General features: G+C 42.4%; 18 protein-coding genes and 1 tRNA gene. 12 read left to right on the forward strand and 7 right to left on the reverse strand.

The features are described from left to right. Positions 1 to 114 precede the first annotated feature (114 nt). On the reverse strand, positions 115 to 1200 hold the full coding sequence (locus B0O44_RS03415) for a sulfatase-like hydrolase/transferase (RefSeq protein ID WP_110827274.1): 1086 nt from the start codon (positions 1198 to 1200) through the stop codon (positions 115 to 117). Between the two features lie 235 nt (positions 1201 to 1435). On the opposite strand from B0O44_RS03415, the gene B0O44_RS03420 reads away from it, so the two are divergent. Continuing rightward, a complete protein-coding gene (locus B0O44_RS03420) occupies positions 1436 to 2065 on the forward strand; it encodes an HD domain-containing protein (protein ID WP_245943551.1) in 630 nt (209 codons plus the stop codon). Between the two features lie 66 nt (positions 2066 to 2131). Here the strand turns inward: B0O44_RS03420 and B0O44_RS03425 are convergent. Beyond that, positions 2132 to 2209: transfer RNA gene (locus tag B0O44_RS03425), tRNA-Val, on the reverse strand. A gap of 157 nt (positions 2210 to 2366) precedes the next feature. On the opposite strand from B0O44_RS03425, the gene B0O44_RS03430 reads away from it, so the two are divergent. From B0O44_RS03430 to B0O44_RS03440, 3 genes are all read left to right on the forward strand, one after another. Then, the gene (locus B0O44_RS03430) at positions 2367 to 3410 is read left to right on the forward strand and encodes a hypothetical protein (RefSeq protein WP_110827542.1); all 1044 of its coding nucleotides are present in this window, start codon (positions 2367 to 2369) and stop codon (positions 3408 to 3410) included. A gap of 23 nt (positions 3411 to 3433) precedes the next feature. Beyond that, a complete protein-coding gene (locus B0O44_RS03435) occupies positions 3434 to 3616 on the forward strand; it encodes a hypothetical protein (protein ID WP_110827275.1) in 183 nt (60 codons plus the stop codon). 141 nt (positions 3617 to 3757) lie between these two features. After that, positions 3758 to 4627, forward strand: coding sequence for a pirin family protein (locus tag B0O44_RS03440; RefSeq protein WP_110827276.1), 870 nt, complete (start codon positions 3758 to 3760; stop codon positions 4625 to 4627). 64 nt (positions 4628 to 4691) lie between these two features. Here the strand turns inward: B0O44_RS03440 and B0O44_RS03445 are convergent, their stop codons facing one another. Together B0O44_RS03445 and B0O44_RS03450 are read right to left on the reverse strand one after the other, a co-directional pair. Continuing rightward, complete coding sequence (locus B0O44_RS03445; RefSeq protein ID WP_110827277.1) at positions 4692 to 5324, reverse strand: hypothetical protein; 633 nt, start codon at positions 5322 to 5324, stop codon at positions 4692 to 4694. A gap of 123 nt (positions 5325 to 5447) precedes the next feature. Beyond that, positions 5448 to 6443 (reverse strand): hypothetical protein, encoded by a 996-nt coding sequence (locus B0O44_RS03450; RefSeq protein ID WP_110827278.1) that lies wholly within the window; start codon positions 6441 to 6443, stop codon positions 5448 to 5450. An 80-nt stretch (positions 6444 to 6523) separates the two neighbouring features. Here B0O44_RS03450 and B0O44_RS03455 point away from each other — a divergent pair, with 80 nt between their 5' ends. The 3 genes from B0O44_RS03455 to B0O44_RS03465 are packed head-to-tail and all read left to right on the forward strand — an operon-like array spanning position 6524 to position 7976. Continuing rightward, a complete protein-coding gene (locus B0O44_RS03455) occupies positions 6524 to 7012 on the forward strand; it encodes a GNAT family N-acetyltransferase (RefSeq protein WP_110827279.1) in 489 nt (162 codons plus the stop codon). Continuing rightward, entirely contained in the window at positions 7012 to 7320 is a 309-nt protein-coding gene (locus B0O44_RS03460; RefSeq protein WP_110827280.1) for a hypothetical protein, read from the forward strand. The genes B0O44_RS03455 and B0O44_RS03460 overlap by 1 nt, the downstream gene beginning before the upstream one ends. Next, positions 7317 to 7976 (forward strand): ATP-binding cassette domain-containing protein, encoded by a 660-nt coding sequence (locus B0O44_RS03465; RefSeq protein ID WP_110827281.1) that lies wholly within the window; start codon positions 7317 to 7319, stop codon positions 7974 to 7976. Before B0O44_RS03460 ends, B0O44_RS03465 begins: the two co-directional genes overlap by 4 nt. 74 nt (positions 7977 to 8050) lie before the next feature. On the opposite strand, the gene pepE is transcribed toward B0O44_RS03465, so the two are convergent. Beyond that, entirely contained in the window at positions 8051 to 8674 is a 624-nt protein-coding gene (gene pepE / locus B0O44_RS03470; protein WP_170123257.1) for a dipeptidase PepE, read from the reverse strand. 115 nt (positions 8675 to 8789) lie between these two features. Between pepE and B0O44_RS03475 the strand changes: the two genes are divergently transcribed. Together B0O44_RS03475 and B0O44_RS03480 are read left to right on the forward strand one after the other, a co-directional pair. Beyond that, entirely contained in the window at positions 8790 to 9482 is a 693-nt protein-coding gene (locus B0O44_RS03475) for a GNAT family N-acetyltransferase (protein WP_110827282.1), read from the forward strand. 20 nt (positions 9483 to 9502) lie between these two features. Continuing rightward, positions 9503 to 9946, forward strand: a complete 444-nt coding sequence (locus B0O44_RS03480) for a MarR family winged helix-turn-helix transcriptional regulator (protein WP_110827283.1) — start codon at positions 9503 to 9505, stop codon at positions 9944 to 9946. Between the two features lie 16 nt (positions 9947 to 9962). Here B0O44_RS03480 and B0O44_RS03485 read toward each other — a convergent pair whose 3' ends face one another. Beyond that, positions 9963 to 12932, reverse strand: coding sequence for a VIT domain-containing protein (locus tag B0O44_RS03485; protein ID WP_170123258.1), 2970 nt, complete (start codon positions 12930 to 12932; stop codon positions 9963 to 9965). A 138-nt stretch (positions 12933 to 13070) separates the two neighbouring features. Then, positions 13071 to 13730 carry a hypothetical protein gene (locus B0O44_RS03490; protein ID WP_110827285.1) on the reverse strand — a complete coding sequence of 220 codons (660 nt, stop codon included), beginning with the start codon at positions 13728 to 13730 and terminating at the stop codon, positions 13071 to 13073. A 131-nt stretch (positions 13731 to 13861) separates the two neighbouring features. On the opposite strand from B0O44_RS03490, the gene B0O44_RS03495 reads away from it, so the two are divergent. From B0O44_RS03495 to B0O44_RS03505, 3 genes are all read left to right on the forward strand, one after another. Beyond that, positions 13862 to 14506, forward strand: a complete 645-nt coding sequence (locus B0O44_RS03495; protein WP_146229762.1) for a hypothetical protein — start codon at positions 13862 to 13864, stop codon at positions 14504 to 14506. A gap of 144 nt (positions 14507 to 14650) precedes the next feature. Further along, on the forward strand, positions 14651 to 15616 hold the full coding sequence (locus B0O44_RS03500) for a bifunctional helix-turn-helix transcriptional regulator/GNAT family N-acetyltransferase (protein ID WP_211321301.1): 966 nt from the start codon (positions 14651 to 14653) through the stop codon (positions 15614 to 15616). Between the two features lie 70 nt (positions 15617 to 15686). Next, entirely contained in the window at positions 15687 to 17066 is a 1380-nt protein-coding gene (locus B0O44_RS03505) for a phosphatase PAP2 family protein (protein WP_110827287.1), read from the forward strand. Positions 17067 to 17142 lie beyond the last annotated feature (76 nt).

Raw genomic sequence — 17142 nt, forward strand, 5'->3', positions numbered from 1 at the left:
CATACTGATAAACTTTTGTTAAGTATTTGTAAACAAAGACTTTATCCAGGGCCACCAAATAAAAAAGCCCAATCCATTTTTAAGCGGATTGGGTGAATTATTTTTATTGGGAATTTACTTCTTAAATACCGATGGAATCACATTTCCAACCGGGTGATTGGCTTTAAAAGTGAAACCCAGCAATTTTGCAATGGTTTGTGCAATCTGATCCTGATGAATTTCTGAGGCCTCCTTCATTTCACCCCCGGCCGGTGTATCGGGACCAAGCACTGCCAGCCAGGTTTCATTGGAATGTTCTGCACTGGCCCCATGTCCGGTCCATTTATTTCCAACACCCCGTCCGTGATCCGGACAGATGACAAAAGTGGTATTGTTCTTATAGAAAGGATCGGCCTGCATGGCTTTCCAGAGGTTGCCGATCATGGCATCCAGATAGACTGCCGCATCCAGATAATAATCATATTGACCGGCATGTCCAAGGTCATCCGGATCCACGAAATCTATATACACCATTTTGGGATGATTGGCTGCAATATAAGTTTTAGCGATGGCATAAGTGCCCATGTCCCATCTGACCGATTTACCAAAATAATTGGGCAAATAATCCTGCACTTCATTGGCCAGAACCTGGGCTTCAGTCAGTTTATTTCCCGTCACTTTTTCAAAAGGGTTGATCAGGGGCATATGGTTGCGGTCACGGTTTACAATTTTGGCAACAGGTGCCCAGCCCGCAAAGGTAACCACCTTATTTTCGTAGCCTTTTTGTTTATTTACAAATTCCAGAATGTTTTCGTTGGGATTGTTGGGATAAGAATTTGAATTGATGGCCTCATCATAATAACCTGTAAGGCTTTCGCTCCTGCCAGGATAAGAAAACCAGTATTTGTTTCTTAAACTGACCAGATTTCCCAGGCCACGGTTTCCATACAACTGGCCTTGTTTTGAAATTGTGGTCCAGAAAAAAGGCATCAGTTTTTCCCTCCGTTCCTTTTCTGTATTTGCCCAAAATTTTTTGTAAACCTCCGCAGAATCCTGGCTGCGGTATTTTTTGTTCTTCAACAGGGCAGAATCTGCACCTTTAAAAATTTCCTGCCAGCGGTAGCCGTCAATGGAAATGAGCACGACATTTTTGGTTTTAGTTGTCTGGGCACTTGCTGCCTCAACAACCAGAAATAAGATCAGCAGAAATTTTAGCTTCATGGTGTTGATTGATTAATATTGTTTAGCAAAACTAAACTAAGTTTATAAAAAAATCAACAAACCTGTATTAAGTATCTGTTAACACCTATCCGGCATTGGTGAGCCAATGTTTCCATAAAGTATTGCGGTACAACAGACATTCCGTATCTTAGTCGTATTCGCCAATATTTCAACAAAATGGCAAAGGGCAACTCCTAATGGCTGCGCAGATTGCTCCGGCACCTAAGGGGCCCAAATGGCAGAACCAATTTTTAAAGGAATGAATACAACTGATTTGCTACAACAAATAGCTTTTATTAAAGAAATTGATAAATTAAAATACATTCAGCGAAGGACTAAATTATTCCATAGCGACAGGCACGAAAACGATGCAGAACACAGCTGGCATTTGGCCATGATGACCCTGGTGTTGGCAGAGCATTCAGATCGGCCGATTGAGGTATTAAAGGTTGTAAAAATGGTGCTCATCCATGATTTGGTAGAAATAGATGCCGGTGACACTTTTATTTACGATACCTCAAAAAACCACAGCAATACAGATGCGGAGCGTTTAGCTGCAATACGGATTTTCGGGTTGTTGCCCCAGGCACAAGCACAGGATTTTATTCAGCTCTGGGAAGAATTTGAAGAAGGAAAAACAGATGAGGCCAAATTTGCCCGGACCATGGACCGTTTTGAACCCTTACTCCAAAATTTCAGCAATAATGGTGGAACCTGGGCTGAATTTAATGTAGACTATCAGACCGTTTACAACAAGAAAAAAGCCATAAAAAATGGTTCGGCTACAATTTGGAGTTACGCAGAAGAGCTCTTAAAGGAAAGTATTGAAAAGGGAATCCTGAAAAAGGATACCACGTTGCTATAAATTCTATTGTACCTGTTTAGAGGATAAAATAGTGGACAAACACATTTTAATGTTGTTTGTCCACTGTGGTGGGACATACTGGACTCGAACCAGTGACCCCTACCTTGTCGAGGTAGTGCTCTAAACCAACTGAGCTAATATCCCCTGTTTTGCGTTCCCTGAAGATAAAAACGAACAGGAAGGCCGCAAATATATAAATTTTCCGTTAATTCAATAAAGCGGCAGACAAATAATCAAAAATTTTTATCAGGCCCCTTTATTATTTGTGGAAAACACTAAATTGATTTCAAATTACCTGCCCATGGAAACCAGTGATGTAAAAATAGCGTTAAAGAAACCGATTTTTCCGGTGTCTCCTGCTTTACAAAAATACCTGAGGACCTATCAGCGGGAAGCCAGGCTTCCGATCAGCTATGAAGATTTGCTTTTGTTCAACGAATCCTACCCTATTATGGATAAGTATGGCAAAGATTCTTTATGGGAAGGGCCTATTTATGCCAATGACCGTATTGAAGAACTGCACAACGGCCTGAAGATCATTTATGCCAACCTAAAGGCTTCCGGTAACTTGCGCATTGTGCAGCATAAGTACATTGACAAAATTGAATACTGTACTTTTGGCAACACCCATCCCTTCCGGATCCGCATTGTAAACCGTTTAAATGACGTGTACGACTATTTCTACGTAAAAAGGGCCGATGCCTCCAGAATTTACGGACTTGAACTTGAAGAGATCCTTTCGCCCAACCAGGTCAATTACCTGGTTGACAGAGAAACCCTCATTGAAGAGCATATTGCCGGTATTCCCGGAGATGTATTTGCCAAAAGTTATCTGCAGAATCCGGAATACAACCCGACCCGCATCGCCAAGGAGTTCGTTAAATTTAATGAACGCTGCCTGATTATGCTTTTGGGTGATATGAGGGCTTATAATTTTGTGATGCAGGTGACCCCCGATTTTGACGATATACAATTCAGGATCCGGGCCATAGACTTTGACCAGCAATTTTACGAAGGCAACATCAAAGTCTATTTGCCTCAGTTTTTTAAAGAGAATTACCCTTACGTAAAACTCGGTATGGAACATTTGACAGATAAAACCTATTTGCAATACCAGCAAGAGGAAAAATCTTCTATTTTACACCGGGTCCGCAGCGAAAGGCACCGTCTGACCGATTTGCGCGATGTATCCAATACCGAAACCCTCAGCTCTGCTGAAAATATTGAAAGTCTGAAAAATGGCATGGCCGCTTATTTTAATGACCGCAATTACCTGGAATGCAAAACCATGACCGATATCATTGAACTCAATATCAAAAACATCATCAGACAGGTAAAGCTCTGACAAAAAGATCGTAACTTTACCTGATGATCAGATTAAATCAGGATACCCCTTCTGAAGTTTTACAGGAAGTCAAAAAAGGCGATATGGTTACTGATACTTTCAGTAAAACAGGCCTGGTAGAACAGATAGACATCAGCGATGATGGCCTGTACAGGATCTATACCTTTCATTTGGTGACCGGAAGGACCATTGAAATAAAAAAATAACCTACGGTTGCCGCCTTTCACTTCTTATCCTAGATCAATTTCTTTCCCGTTTAGGCAGCTTACCTTTGTATCAATGATTTACAAAACTTCTTTTTAAACAGGAGTTATTGGCAATCAGGAAACAAAACAAGGAGAAAAAACATGAAAAGGTTAATTGAAAAAATCGTAGCAAAGCCTGCCCGTCCAGGTATGGTTGGTGACGGATTCAGAGTATTCAATTACATTCCCGGTGCAAACATCCCTCAACAAAGGATTAGTCCTTTTTTAATGCTGGATTTTAATGCAGCATATGATTTTGGACCATCTGATCACCTTAGGGGCGTAGACGTTCATCCGCACAAAGGTTTTGAGACTGTAACCATTGCCTATAAGGGCAGTGTAGCCCATCACGACAGTGCCGGAAACAGCGGGGTCATTAACCCGGGTGATGTACAATGGATGACTGCAGGAAACGGTATTTTACACAAAGAATATCATGAAGAAAACTTTTCTAAAAAAGGAGGTCCCTTTGAGATGGTACAGTTATGGGTCAACCTTCCTAAAAAAGACAAATCAACACCGGCACATTATCAGGCACTGACTGCAGCAGGAATGGGAAAAGTAGAACTCGATCACCATGCCGGAATGGTCAATGTCATTGCGGGAAATTTTGGAGGTATTACCGGGCCTGCAAATACCTATACACCTGTAAACCTGTTTGACATTAAACTGAATGAAGATGGTGTTTTTGAAACTGATATCCCTGAAAACCACAATACAGCTTTGCTGGTTGTCAATGGAAGTGTAGAGGTCAATGGAGAGATGGCCACCGAACACAGTTTTGTTTTATTTGAAAACAAAGGTGAACAGATCAGCATCAAAGCCAACCGGGAAAGTGTCGTCCTGCTGTTAAGCGGTGAACCGATTCAGGAACCCATTGCCAGTTATGGTCCTTTTGTAATGAATACCCAGGAAGAGATCCATCAGGCCATTATGGATTTTAACCACGGTAAATTTGGTTATCTTGACTAACAGGAGTGATAAAAAAAGCCCCGGAAGCGTTTTCCGGGGCTTTTTCTTTTAAACAACACTTTACTTATTGTTTTTTCAAATAAGTTTTGTTGCCATTTTTATTGATGTAATATTTTCCGCCACGAGGTCCGGTAAGCACTTCTTCCCCATTAGGACCTTTAAGGCTTTTATCCACAGTTGGCGTATAGTTTTTTGTAGATCCGGTGCTGGTGGCTACTGGCTTTTGCGCTGTAGGGGCCGGACTTGCCGCCGGGCCAGTCGCAGCAGGAGCTGTTTTTGGTGTATAACGTTTATCCGGTGTACCATCCTTTTTCAGCTTAACACCACTGGCCGGAGCAGGAGCCGCAGCTGTTGCGGTAGCAGGAGCCGTTTTTGGTGCATAACGTTTATCCGGTGTACCATCCTTTTTTAGTTTAACACCACTGGCCGGAGCAGGAGTTGCAGCCGGCGCGGCAGCAGCAGGGGCTGTTTTTGTAGCATAACGTTTATCTGGTGTACCGTCCTTTTTTAGTTTAACACCAGTGGCCGGAGCCGCTGTTTCTTTCGCAGCTTTCGCTTCTTTGGCAGCTGCAGCCTTTGCTTTTTTGGTTTCTTTTTTTGCTTTAGCAGGAACGGTTTGCGCTGGCTGGGCTGTTTGTGCCATACTTAAACTTACACAGAAGCTCAAGATGGTCAATAATGACAATAATTTTTTCATAAGGTTTTTGCTCTAAGAGTTCTTAATTTAAATTTTATATCAAACTCTGTTTGAAGCTTAACAAACATTAAACCAATTTACCAAATTCTTGGACCAATTCATATAAAAAAGGTAGATTATTTTTTATCGCTCTTCCCGGCATTTGACAAAAAACAGGGGCTTCTCCTGAACGGCAATCGTTTTTACTGCCCTGCTTATGGTCTTAAGTTCTTCAAACTTATACACCACAACCATTCTGTTGAAAGCATCCTGACGGTCGTGCTGGTACTCCTCTCCTTGCTGATAATTGTTAAAATCAATGTAGGCATTTTTAGAAGCATCAAATTTCCAGTTCAGCGTATCTTTCTCTACATCCTCATTACATTCCTTGTAAAAAGGATTATACATCACCGAGTGCAGCTCCTGGGATGCCGCTGCCAGGTTTCTGATGAATTCAATGTCTTCGCCGTTTTTAGGGAGCGTTCTTCGGGCAGCAGCTTCTTTTTCATTAAAATACAGTTTATTGTCCTTTATTTTAGCATAAAAAGGCCGCTTATTGTTTCTTTCTGTAATGTAATAGGCTACAAAGTCATTGTATTGCTCTGTATTGCTAAATTCATAAACTGCTCTTGGGGCAGGCCGATCCTTTTCTGTTTGTCCATATTCAAAAGGACGATCAGAAAAAGCCATCTGCCGGGGCACTGCCGCAAATTTATATACAAAGGGAAAAGAGAAACAGTTCGGGGAGGGATTAAAAACCCTGGTTAGTAAAGGCTTTACGGCTTTCTGCTGCTCAAAACCAATAAAAGTCTGTTCATCATAAAAACCGTTAAAAAATATCCGGCTGCTGTCTCCCAGATCTTTATTGTGCCGGCCAAAAACTTTAAACCGCTCATTAAAAGATGCCGGCTTAAATTCGACGATATTTCCCTTTAGAATGCTCCAGGACCCGGTTACAGCCCCACCAAAAAAGGTGACCACAAATTTATGGTTTTCCAGAACAAACAATCCGCTGCCGCCCTGTGGGTCACCGCGATGGCTTCTGTCATATACGCCGGTAATGTCCTGGGCTTTACCCGAACCGGCAGCGCTGCAAAGCAGGATATTTAAAAGCAGCAAGGATTTGTAGTATTTTTTCATAGGGGTCATGTTGCCGTAATTTATCAATTTTCAAACCAAAAATTTAATTATCATTGTATATCACCCAAAACATTTCATTTATGCTCAGGCCCTATACCAAAACAGATTTTCCCTTTCTTGAAAAATGGGTGGACAGTGCAGAACTGTTGCTGCAATTTGCAGGCACGGACTTCAGCTGGCCTTTGACCGAAAAACAACTCTCCGACTATCAGAATTTGCATCCGGACCGCAGTTTTTATATGGGTACCACAGGCAACCAGGTACCTTTTGCTTTCGGAGAAATCATCCCGCAAGAAAATAACATACCCCGCCTGGGAAGAATTATTATCGGCGACAGCGCTTCCAGGGGGAAAGGACTGGGTAGGCAGTTTGTGAATTTGCTTTTGGAAGAGTGCTGGTCTAAAAATTTTAAACAGGCGGTCGATCTGTTTGTGTGGGATAAAAACACGGCCGCAATTAAATGTTATCAGGCGGTTGGCTTTATCTACAACCCGGAGAAAGAGATCACCCTTACCATCGAAAATCAAAGTTATAACATCCATAGAATGACCTATACTTTTCCGGGCTAATGAAAAAACAAAACAGGCTTCGTCTTTTAGGCTATTTTTATGGACAGTTTTTCCCGGCAGCCCTGTTGATCACCCTGGCAAGTGCTTACCTTCTGGCCAAACTTGGGCAGCAGGCTTTGTTCCTGATTTTCTGGTTTAAAGTCATCGCCATGGGACTTATTGCGGGCTACATCCATCAATATAAACGTCAGGAATTTTTCTATTATTCCAATCAGGGTCTTTCCAAGGTTATCTTATGGAGCCTTGTTCTTGCTGCTGACCTTCTTTTATTTATTCTTATCCTTGTCCTTACCGCCTATACCCTATGATACATGTATTGGAAGCAGACGGAATACAACTGGAATTTGGCTCCCGGCCTATACTCTCCGATGTTTACATTAAATGTACTACGGGTAAAATTACCGGGCTTCTGGGGCGTAATGGAGAAGGAAAAACCAGTTTGCTCCATATTATTTATGGCCATCTGAATGCAAGTTACAAATGCATCCGTTTTGACGGGACCTTCGTACAAAGCCCTTTTAAAAACCCAGAACTGCTGCGTTACCTTCCCCAGTTCAATTTTATTCCTGGTAATTTTTCTTTAAAAAGGGTCTTTTCAGATTTCGATATGGATTTTTCTCTCTTTGAGCAGCGTTTCCCGGAATTTAAAAGCAAATACAACTCCAGGATCAAAACGCTTTCCGGCGGACAGAGAAGGCTGACCGAAATTTATATGATCCTTAAATCCCCTGGTCATTTTGCCATTCTGGATGAACCTTTTTCTCAATTGAGTCCAATATTGATTGAAAGCATTAAAGAATTGATCCAGTCAGAAAAAGCGCATAAAGGCCTGATTATTACCGATCATATGTTCAGGCACATTCTGGAAATTTCAGATGACCTCTATGTCCTGTCCAATGGAAAAACACATAAAACCAATTCAGAACAAGACCTGGAAAGACTGGGTTATGTCCGCTCGCTTTAAAACGCTAAAACAGAACCTGCACTGACTTCATATGGCAATTCGCCTGGCAGAAATATTCTGGAAGGACGGCTTCCCTAAGTACTTATTTCAGTTCCTTTTATACGGATCCAGCTTCCTTCCCTTAAACCTACAACGGGAATGTCATTAAAAACATGGAATTCCTTAATTCTGGTTTCACGGGTTTCTCCATTGTGTGTCGAGCTTGGGTCAGGATCCAGATAATGTGCATTCAGGTTAAAAGGAACAAGCCCCATGGTTTCAAAAGAAGGCGGATAAACAATGGGCATATCATTGGTTGTTTGCATGTTCACACCACCAATATTGCTCCCGGCACTGGTGCCCAGATAAGGTACCCCCTTTTCTACAGCCGCTTTCAGCACCGACATCAGGCCAAGTTCATGTAGCTGCTTAACCAACAAAAAAGTATTTCCCCCACCTGTAAATAAAGCTTTGGCCGAGTTAAGGGCCGCGACTGGATTTTCAAACTCATGAAGCCCTTTTACCCCGATGCCCATTTGGGCAAAAACAGCACGGACCTTTTGGGTATAAGCCTCATGACTGATCCCCCCTGGCCTGGCATAAGGTATAAAAACAATTTCAGCCACTTCTTTAAAAAAAGCTTTCAGTTCTGTTTGAAGATAAGCCAGGTACTCTTCTCCAAATAAAGTAGAAGTACTGGCAAGTATACTATTTTTCATTTGTTATGCTTAAATAAACCCATCCTGAAAAGGGAAGGTAATATCAGGATAAAAATCTTTTTTTCAATGCCTTTATTTAGTTGACAATGTCAACCATTAATTTTACATTTGCTTTATGAAAAGCCTTACATCACCTTTAGATAATCCCGCCTGGAATGCCTTACAAAGCTTACATCAGCCCTACGCAACCGGAACAGCAAATGTCAGCCGTTATCCTGCCGAAATCTTGCCCTTTATAGCAATTAAAGAACACAACACCCATTTTCTTTCTGAAATCACGCCTTATGTGGACGCTGCTGAAAAGCTGTTTCTGATTGGCGATCGGCCCCAGCTGCCTGAAAACTGGACGCTGCATTCAGATCTGGAATGTCTGCAAATGGTTTGGACCGGCCTGAAGAATTTTGAACAAAACAAAACCTTGCAAATTACCATGCTTGGTCAGCAGCACAGGACGGAGATGTTTGATTTTGTAAACAGCATACAGCCCGGATATTTCAAAATCAACACCCCCATGCTGGGTAATTATTATGGGATCCGCGTCCACGGAAAACTGGCGGCTATAGCGGGCGAAAGGTTAAAAATGACAGGCTTTACAGAAATCAGTGCAGTCTGTACCCATCCCGAATTTTCAGGCAGGGGTTTTGCCCAGCAGCTGATGGGCCATTTGTTCCATCAAATCCGGGAAAGCAGCGCAGTTCCCTTTTTGCATGTACTTCAAAGTAACCAAAGGGCGGTTCGCCTTTATGAATTCCTGGGCTTTGAAACAAGAAGGGACATCCATTTTTCACAAATAGGCCCTAAAACATAAAAAAAGTTAAATTTGTACAAATGCAGGACAAACAAAAAAAAGCAGCCATTCAACAGATCCGTAAGTTCAACCGATTTTATACGGACCTTATTGGTTTGCTTAACCAGCACTTTCTCAGCAGTACCTATTCTCTGGTCGAAGGAAGGATCTTGTTTGAAATTTCCAATGCAGGAAGTATCCAGGCTTCCCAGATCATGGCCTCCATGCATATAGACAAAAGCTACCTCAGCAGACTGTTAAAAAAATTGGAAATGGAGCAATTAATTATCCGCAGACCTTCGCCTACAGACGCAAGGGCTATAGAAATTCTGCTGACCGAAAAAGGGCAGGCCGAATTTGAAATCTTAAACCAAAAATCCGAAAAACAGATTTCCGATCTCCTTGAAAAAATCTCTCCTGAAAAAAGTAAAGAGCTGGCCAGCCACATGAGCGCCATTACCTATATTTTAAAGGAGGGACATTAATGTCCCTCCTTTAAAATCAAAAACTAAATTCACCAATAAGCACGCCCCCATTTTGCCCATTTGAAAGTTGAAGGGTTATAATTTTACGTTGCTGGGCAGCGGTACCATAATGCGTATAAATCTCTGCCATTACGGTAGTGGGGCCACTGATGCTCAGCTGGCTATCGCCATAATAATTCACTTCAATTTTATATTTTCCCCGGACTGCTTTTTTGATCATAAACTGTTCTGGCCCGTACCCTCTGGTTACATCTGCGCTGATTCTTCCCCCTGCAGCGGTACTTTTATTGCTGTAAAAGCACTTTTCCTGGTTAGGATCTGTTACCCATAAATCAATGTCCGTATCGTTTTTATTCCAGTTCAGCACCACCCTTACCTCTACGGCCAAATCAAACAATAATTTCTTATCAATTTTACTGCTGTTTAGCTTGGCACCGTGTAAACGAACCAGGTTATTTATTTCAGAAAGGATAATTTCTTCTATTCCCCTGTCCCGGTTTGAAATTTGTGCATTGTAATTTTTATTTAATACGCCATACAAGGTATCCAGTGCAGCCTGGTAAGATCCGCAATCGGCCAGCGCCAATGCATAATCCCGGTAACTTTGTGCCTCCATAGGACGCCATTCCATGATTTTACGGGAAATAAAAAGTTCTTTCTGGTAGTTCCCTGTTTGTTTCAATTTGTAAGCCAGGCTTTTATAGATTTCGGCATTTTCCAGTTCCAATTCGGTCAGGTTACTTAAAATCATCAGGCCCCTTTGTGCATCTTTATGCTGATAAAACCAATTGGCCATATCCAGATAAAATGAAGGCGTGGTCTGGTAATCTTTTCGGAGCCCAAGATATTGTTCATACACCTGGTCAGGGTCTCCCTTAAGCTTTTTTATATAATCCTTATCGCTTTTAAACTCCGGGATTACAATTTCAGGCCGGTTGTCCCGAGCACCACGACTGGAAAGAACCTGCAGACCAGATACTTTTCCGGAAAGCTGATCTTTTCTGGTCACAACCACCTCACTTAAGCTTTGGCTGCTTCTCGCCTCACTTTCATACCTGGCTGTTCGTGGGGCAGAAGATGCGCCCCTGATCACTACATTCTGTACCGAAGCAACTGGCGCTGCAGCGGCCATATCTGCCCTTGCACTGGGATCTCCTTCCATAATCCGGTTGGGTTTAGGAAAAACTTTTCCAGGTTTAAACACTTTACTCCACCAGGTCTTTAGCTCCGCAGCCATGGAAAATGCGCCCGGCATAAGGTCTTTTTTCTGCTCCTGAAAACTGGTTCTTTTTTCTTTTTTAAACAGGTCATATTCTTTTTTAAGCTCCGCAGGCGGCTGGATATCATAACGGATGTAGTCCTCTAGGTTTTCCAGTACCAGTAAACTGGTATTACGGGTAACGATACCAAATTGCTGTCCGAGTGAAGTGATCTCTGCTTTGTTTTTTTCGTAGTCCAGGTCCATTGCACTCAATTTCTTTTGTGCCCAAATCCGGCTCACATCAATCATTCCGGCATCCTGTTTCAAAGCATGCAGGTTTAATTTACGTTCGGTCCAAACCTGTTTTCCAAAACCAAACTGCAATACCAGGTCTGCATCTGCGCTGGCAGAAATTCCACTGATAGAAAGATTTCCTCTAACCGGAGCAGGCAGCCCGGGATATAGCTCAGAGATTCCTGCTCCCTTTTTAACCCCGATCAGCTGGAGTTCATCATTTTCCAGTTGCTCCAGGGCCTCCTTTGCGGACAACTGTACCAGGTTAATAAACTTAGCACCGCTTTGCTGGCTGATCCTGTTCAACTGTGAAAAATCGGCCCGTACCGCTGAACAAATGGTATAAACAGGCTTGCCCAGCGGAACCTTATTTTCTCCAAAACCAGAAAGGCCATCTGTAAAAAACAGGTATTCGTCGGCATTAAGAGCTTTAGCATGGATACTGCTGTAATCCGTTCCACCATCATAGACCAGTTTCGTTAACTTTTCCCTCAGCATGGTCCAGTCTCCGTTTTTAATGGTGTAGATGCCAGCCGCTTTAAACTCATGGTTCAAAAGGCCCAGTTCAATAGTCAGGTTTTTGCGTTTGCGGATAAAAGCATCCAGTAAATCCAATTCCTTTTCATGGTCACGCTGCAGGCCACTTAAAGAAACATCCCAGATCAGGCCAATATTTTTACTCCAGGCATGGGGCCTGGAGGGAGCATCCATAAAAATGTTGCTTAAAAAATAATAACTGTCCCCAGCTTGCTGCATTAAAGATTCAGTTACATCATTTCCTTTTGGCAGGTTTAAAACCAGGGAATGTTTGGAATTATAGTCTTTACGGGTCATTTCGGCGATATAGGTATTTCCCTTGCTGTTAAAGCTAAAGCTGCCATCGGGCTGCTCGGACAATTCGGGTTTCTGACTGCTTTCAAACACTGTTACCTTAAGGGAAAAGGAAGGTATAGACGTTTTGTAATTCAGCGGAAGCCGGTAGGTCAGCGTTTTCTGTGCAGTAAAGCGAAGTTCCTGCTCATAAGCAATCAAAACTTTACGCGTGCCACCTGCAGGTAAAGGATATATTCTGGTCCGGAAATTATTTCCTTCTACTTTTTCCAGTAAACCCGGGTCTACCCTTCTGTGTTCTACATCTTCAAATACCTCTGTTGCTTTTGCTTTTTCAACAGGGACCGCTTCTCTCATTTTTCCATTAATATCTAAAGCGTAACGGCTTACACTAACCCCTTCAGGCAATGGAAATGTCAATTCCCCCTCTAATATTCTATTGCTGCTGTTGCGAAAGGTCATTGTCATCACAGTACTTGCAATATTTCCGCTAATGCGTACCTGGGTATGCAAAGACTCCAGGCGCACCGACTGCTCATTGCCTTCAGTGGCTATTTTCAGGACTGGCACCTGCGATAAAGCTTCCTTGCAGGAAGCTAAACTCAGTAAGGTAAAAAGAATCAGGATTAGATTCAGGCGGCTGTAAGCATAATGTTTCATAAGCATCGGTTTTATTTATGGATGCAGGCCAAAAGGCTTTTCCATAAAACACCTGGAAACAGAGTCGGGCCAGGTCTTATGCAAAACAAAAAAAGGCCCCTGATCAGGGGCCCGGTATTTTAAATAAAAAGGTCAATTTCAAGGGATAGTGGAATATCCGCAAAATTTATAACCCTCTTCGGTGTCAATAAAAGTAAACACTTTCTGGATCCCCTCACTCTTATTGGAAGGACCTGAAACGGTCACCAAAACTTCTTTTAGTTTAGCTTCATCCAAATCTGACTGTTCGGCTACACAGGATTTTTCGTATAGTTTTTTATTCACATTATCATCCATAATTTTCACTTTTGACGGGTCCATCAGCCGTGATTTGGCAGCCTGATCAAAAATGAGTTTTTCATCTTCTTTAATAAAACGGTCAATAGGGATATAACTCAGCTCTGTATTCAGTTTATCATACCAGCTGTCCGGGTTTTCATCCTTAAAATCGTTAAAAGCATCATCTTCTGCCGGGGTATTGATGACACATTCAGAACAGCGGATACAGTCGGCAGACAACTGGGCTATCCTTTTGGCGTCATTTGCAACAATGGCTTGGGCAAAGTCCTTCCAAACCTCTTCTATGTTTTCCCCCGAATGCCCCTGGGCTTTTGCTACGGTCATTGCGGCTGCTTTTCCCTGCTGTCCTTCCGCAGATTTCCCATGGGAACAAGATAAAAAAACAGGTAACAATACCAGTAAATATTTAAGCCGGGTCCGGTCCGGATAAAAAGCATTGAAGGCAAATGGCTTTCTCATATGTAGAACTTTATAGTATAAAAGTAACGATTTTCTGGATAGCTGCATTCAATCTCTTAATTTTAAAGATGCTTTCTCAAAAATGTTATATTCAAACGATATTTTTGTCCTGCAAACCTGATAAAAAACCGATGAAAAGAATATGCTGTCTCTTTATGTTGCTCTGTACTTTAAGCAGTTACGCCCAACCCTTCCGGTTTAAATCGACCGGCCCGGGCAAACCGTTTTTTCTAAACATTGGCTGGGGAGAAAAGGGAAAAGGGGCATATGTCTGGTACGAAGGACAAAATTCTCCTATGGCCCTTCAGGTAAGTGCTTACAAAAGAGATAAAGCCCAGGCCGGTACAAACCAACCCGATGAAGAAAGCTACAGATGGTCAGAAATCTATCAAGGAAAAATAAACGGGACCTATGCATTGACCATGATGCAACACAACATTTACCAGGTCTCTTATGTCCGGGCCAGGGACAACAAAAAGTTTGAACTGGAATACCTGGAAGACAAAAAACCTTACGATGGCAAAAACATGTTGCTGCTTTATGGCATACAACTTCATTTTTATGTCTTTTATAAAAATGATTTTAAATTGCTTTATCCGAATGGACAGGAAACGTCCTTTAAACTAAGCCCCCTTAAAAACGGTAATGCCCGGCAATATTCTATCAGGGATTACAACAATGATGGCTATGACGACATCAGTTTTAAACAAAGCGGGGCAAAAGCAGAAATTTTCATTTACCATCCCCAGATTAAAAAGTTCATGCCTCAGGAATAACAAATCCGGCTCTTCCCCATTTGATTTTACAAAAAGACTTGAGCCCCTCACTTGCGGCTATATTTATTTTTTGGAATTAAAATTATTCATTTTATATTTGCGTAACCAGTTACATAATTAACTACACAACTCATTACACAAACAATGGAAACAGCAAACTTTTTTGACACCGTAGGAAAAATGGCCATCGGAAGCAGGTTACGCCTTCTCACTGAAAAAATTACAGAAGATGCCGCACAGATTTATGGCTTGTACGACATAGACATGAACCCTAAGTGGTTCCCTGTATTTTATGTGTTGTCTAAAGGGGAAACCAAAACCGTTACCGCCATTGCAAAGGAAATTGGGCATTCCCATGCTTCGGTAAGCAAAATTATTGGGGAGATGGTCAAAAAGGGTTATGTAAAGGAAAATAAGGATAAAACAGATGGAAGAAAAAATATGGTCAGCCTCTCTTCCAAGGGAAAAGAAATCAATGCTAAAATAGAGGGACAATATGCTGACATCAACGATGCGGTAGAAGAACTTTCGGCCAGCACCCGCAATGACCTCTGGAAAGCGATCCAGGAATGGGAGTTTTTACTGGAGCAAAAAAGCTTGCTTCGACGGGTTACTGAACAAAAAAAGAAAAGAGAAAGTCTGAAGGTCGAAGTTGTAGATTATACCCCCGCTTATCAGGAGGCCTTCAGAAACCTGAACGTAGAATGGATCACCACCTATTTTAAAATGGAAGAAACCGATTACAAGGCACTGGACAATCCAAAAAAATACATTCTTGACAATGGCGGATATATTTTGGTCGCCCTGTATGACCAGCAGCCGGTGGGTGTCTGTGCCCTGATCAAAATGAATGATCCCGACTACGATTACGAACTGGCTAAAATGGCGGTTTCTCCCCTGGCCCAGGGAAAAAGCATTGGCTGGATCCTGGGAAATGCCATTAAAGAAAAAGCAAAGTCCCTGGGTGCTAAAAAGATTTACCTGGAAAGCAACACCATTTTAAAACCAGCCATTAATTTATACCATAAACTCGGCTTTAAAAAGGTGGCCGGACGCCCGACCCCTTACGAGCGCAGCAACATTCAAATGGAAGCGGAACTGGAATCCTGAGAAATTTGGCTTTACTTTAAAAAAAGTATATTTTTCCCCGGTTAAGCCAACTGATCCGATTTTAAATTTCATGTACAAAGCATTTTTTGTTGCCTTCACCCTTTTTCTTTCCTTTAACCTTTTTTCCTTAAGGCTTTGTGCCCAGTTTTCTTTGCCGGTGGACAGCAATACCCAAAGCCAACCGTATTTTTTCCAGTCCAGGGCTGTAAAAATGTCTATTGTCCCTGTTTTGTTTTTCGCTGGTACGGCAGCCACCTGGAGCGCCAGGAAAGATGTAAGAGAGCTTCGCAACCGTTATATCCCAACCTTTAGGTATCATTTTGACGATTACCTTCAATATGCCCCTGCAGTTACTGTTTTTGCTTTAAATGCTGCAGGGGTAAAAGGGAAACACAAAACGGGAAGGACACTGGTGTCTTATGGTTTTTCAGCAGCCATTATGGCTGCTTTGGTCAATACCATTAAACACACCACAAAAATAGAGCGTCCCGATGGCAGTGCCAACAATTCCTTTCCTTCTGGTCATACGGCCAATTCCTTTATGAATGCTACTTTTTTACATGAGGAATATGGCACTTTCCGCTCTCCATTATATAGCATTGGTGCCTATACGGCGGCTACGGCTACCGCTGTTGGCCGGCAACTCAACAACAGACACTGGGTTTCCGATGTACTGGCCGGAGCTGGAATAGGTATTTTGTCTACGGAGCTTGGTTATTATATCGCTGAAAAGATTTTTAAAGACAAACAGGAAAATTTCAAACCGGCGCGCCGCATAACGGTCCAGGACCACCCCAGCTTCATAGAACTTAAAATGGGTTATGCGCTTGCACTTGGCACAGATCTTTCTTCACCTTCCAGTGAGCTTTATGCAAAAACCGGCTTCAACTTCGGCGCTGAAGGTGCCTGGTTTTTTCATAAAAACATAGGTATTGGCGGCGACTTTTCTTTTTCCAGTTTTCCCATTAACGACAGCAACCTGAACATCGAAGATCCCGAGCTGCTGCAAATCAGTAACGGACACTATACCCAACCGGTGGGTATACGTTACCTGCATGCCGGTCCGTTTTTTAGCCTCCCATTACCCAACCGCTGGTTTGTTACCGCGAAACTAAACGCAGGTACAGCCGCAGGGGTACCTGGGCAAATTATTTTTAGGCTCAAACCGGAATACCAGGAAGTTTTCCAAGCCAAAGAACTCCCCCTTTTCCGTTATAAACCGGAAACCGTTTTCAGCTGGTCTGCCGGCCTGGGCATACAAAAGCAAATCCGGCAAAATTTGGGTGTAAAAGCTTATGTCAGCTATTTTGATTCGGACAATACCTTTTCCCTTGCTGCTTTAAATGATGTAGATGACCAGGGACATGCTCATTTTCTAAAACTGGGCCGGGAAAAAATAAAATTCAATCACCTGACCTTCGGCCTGGGACTCACCGCCTATTTGTGGTAAAATAAAGGCTTGTAACATCCCCATTGTATCCGGGTCTAAAAGAAAAGAGGAAAACATTTTCTTCTTGAAACCGTTA

The sequence above is a fragment of the Pedobacter nutrimenti genome (assembly GCF_003208655.1).
In the GTDB taxonomy this organism is placed as follows: Bacteria; Bacteroidota; Bacteroidia; order Sphingobacteriales; family Sphingobacteriaceae; genus Pedobacter; species Pedobacter nutrimenti.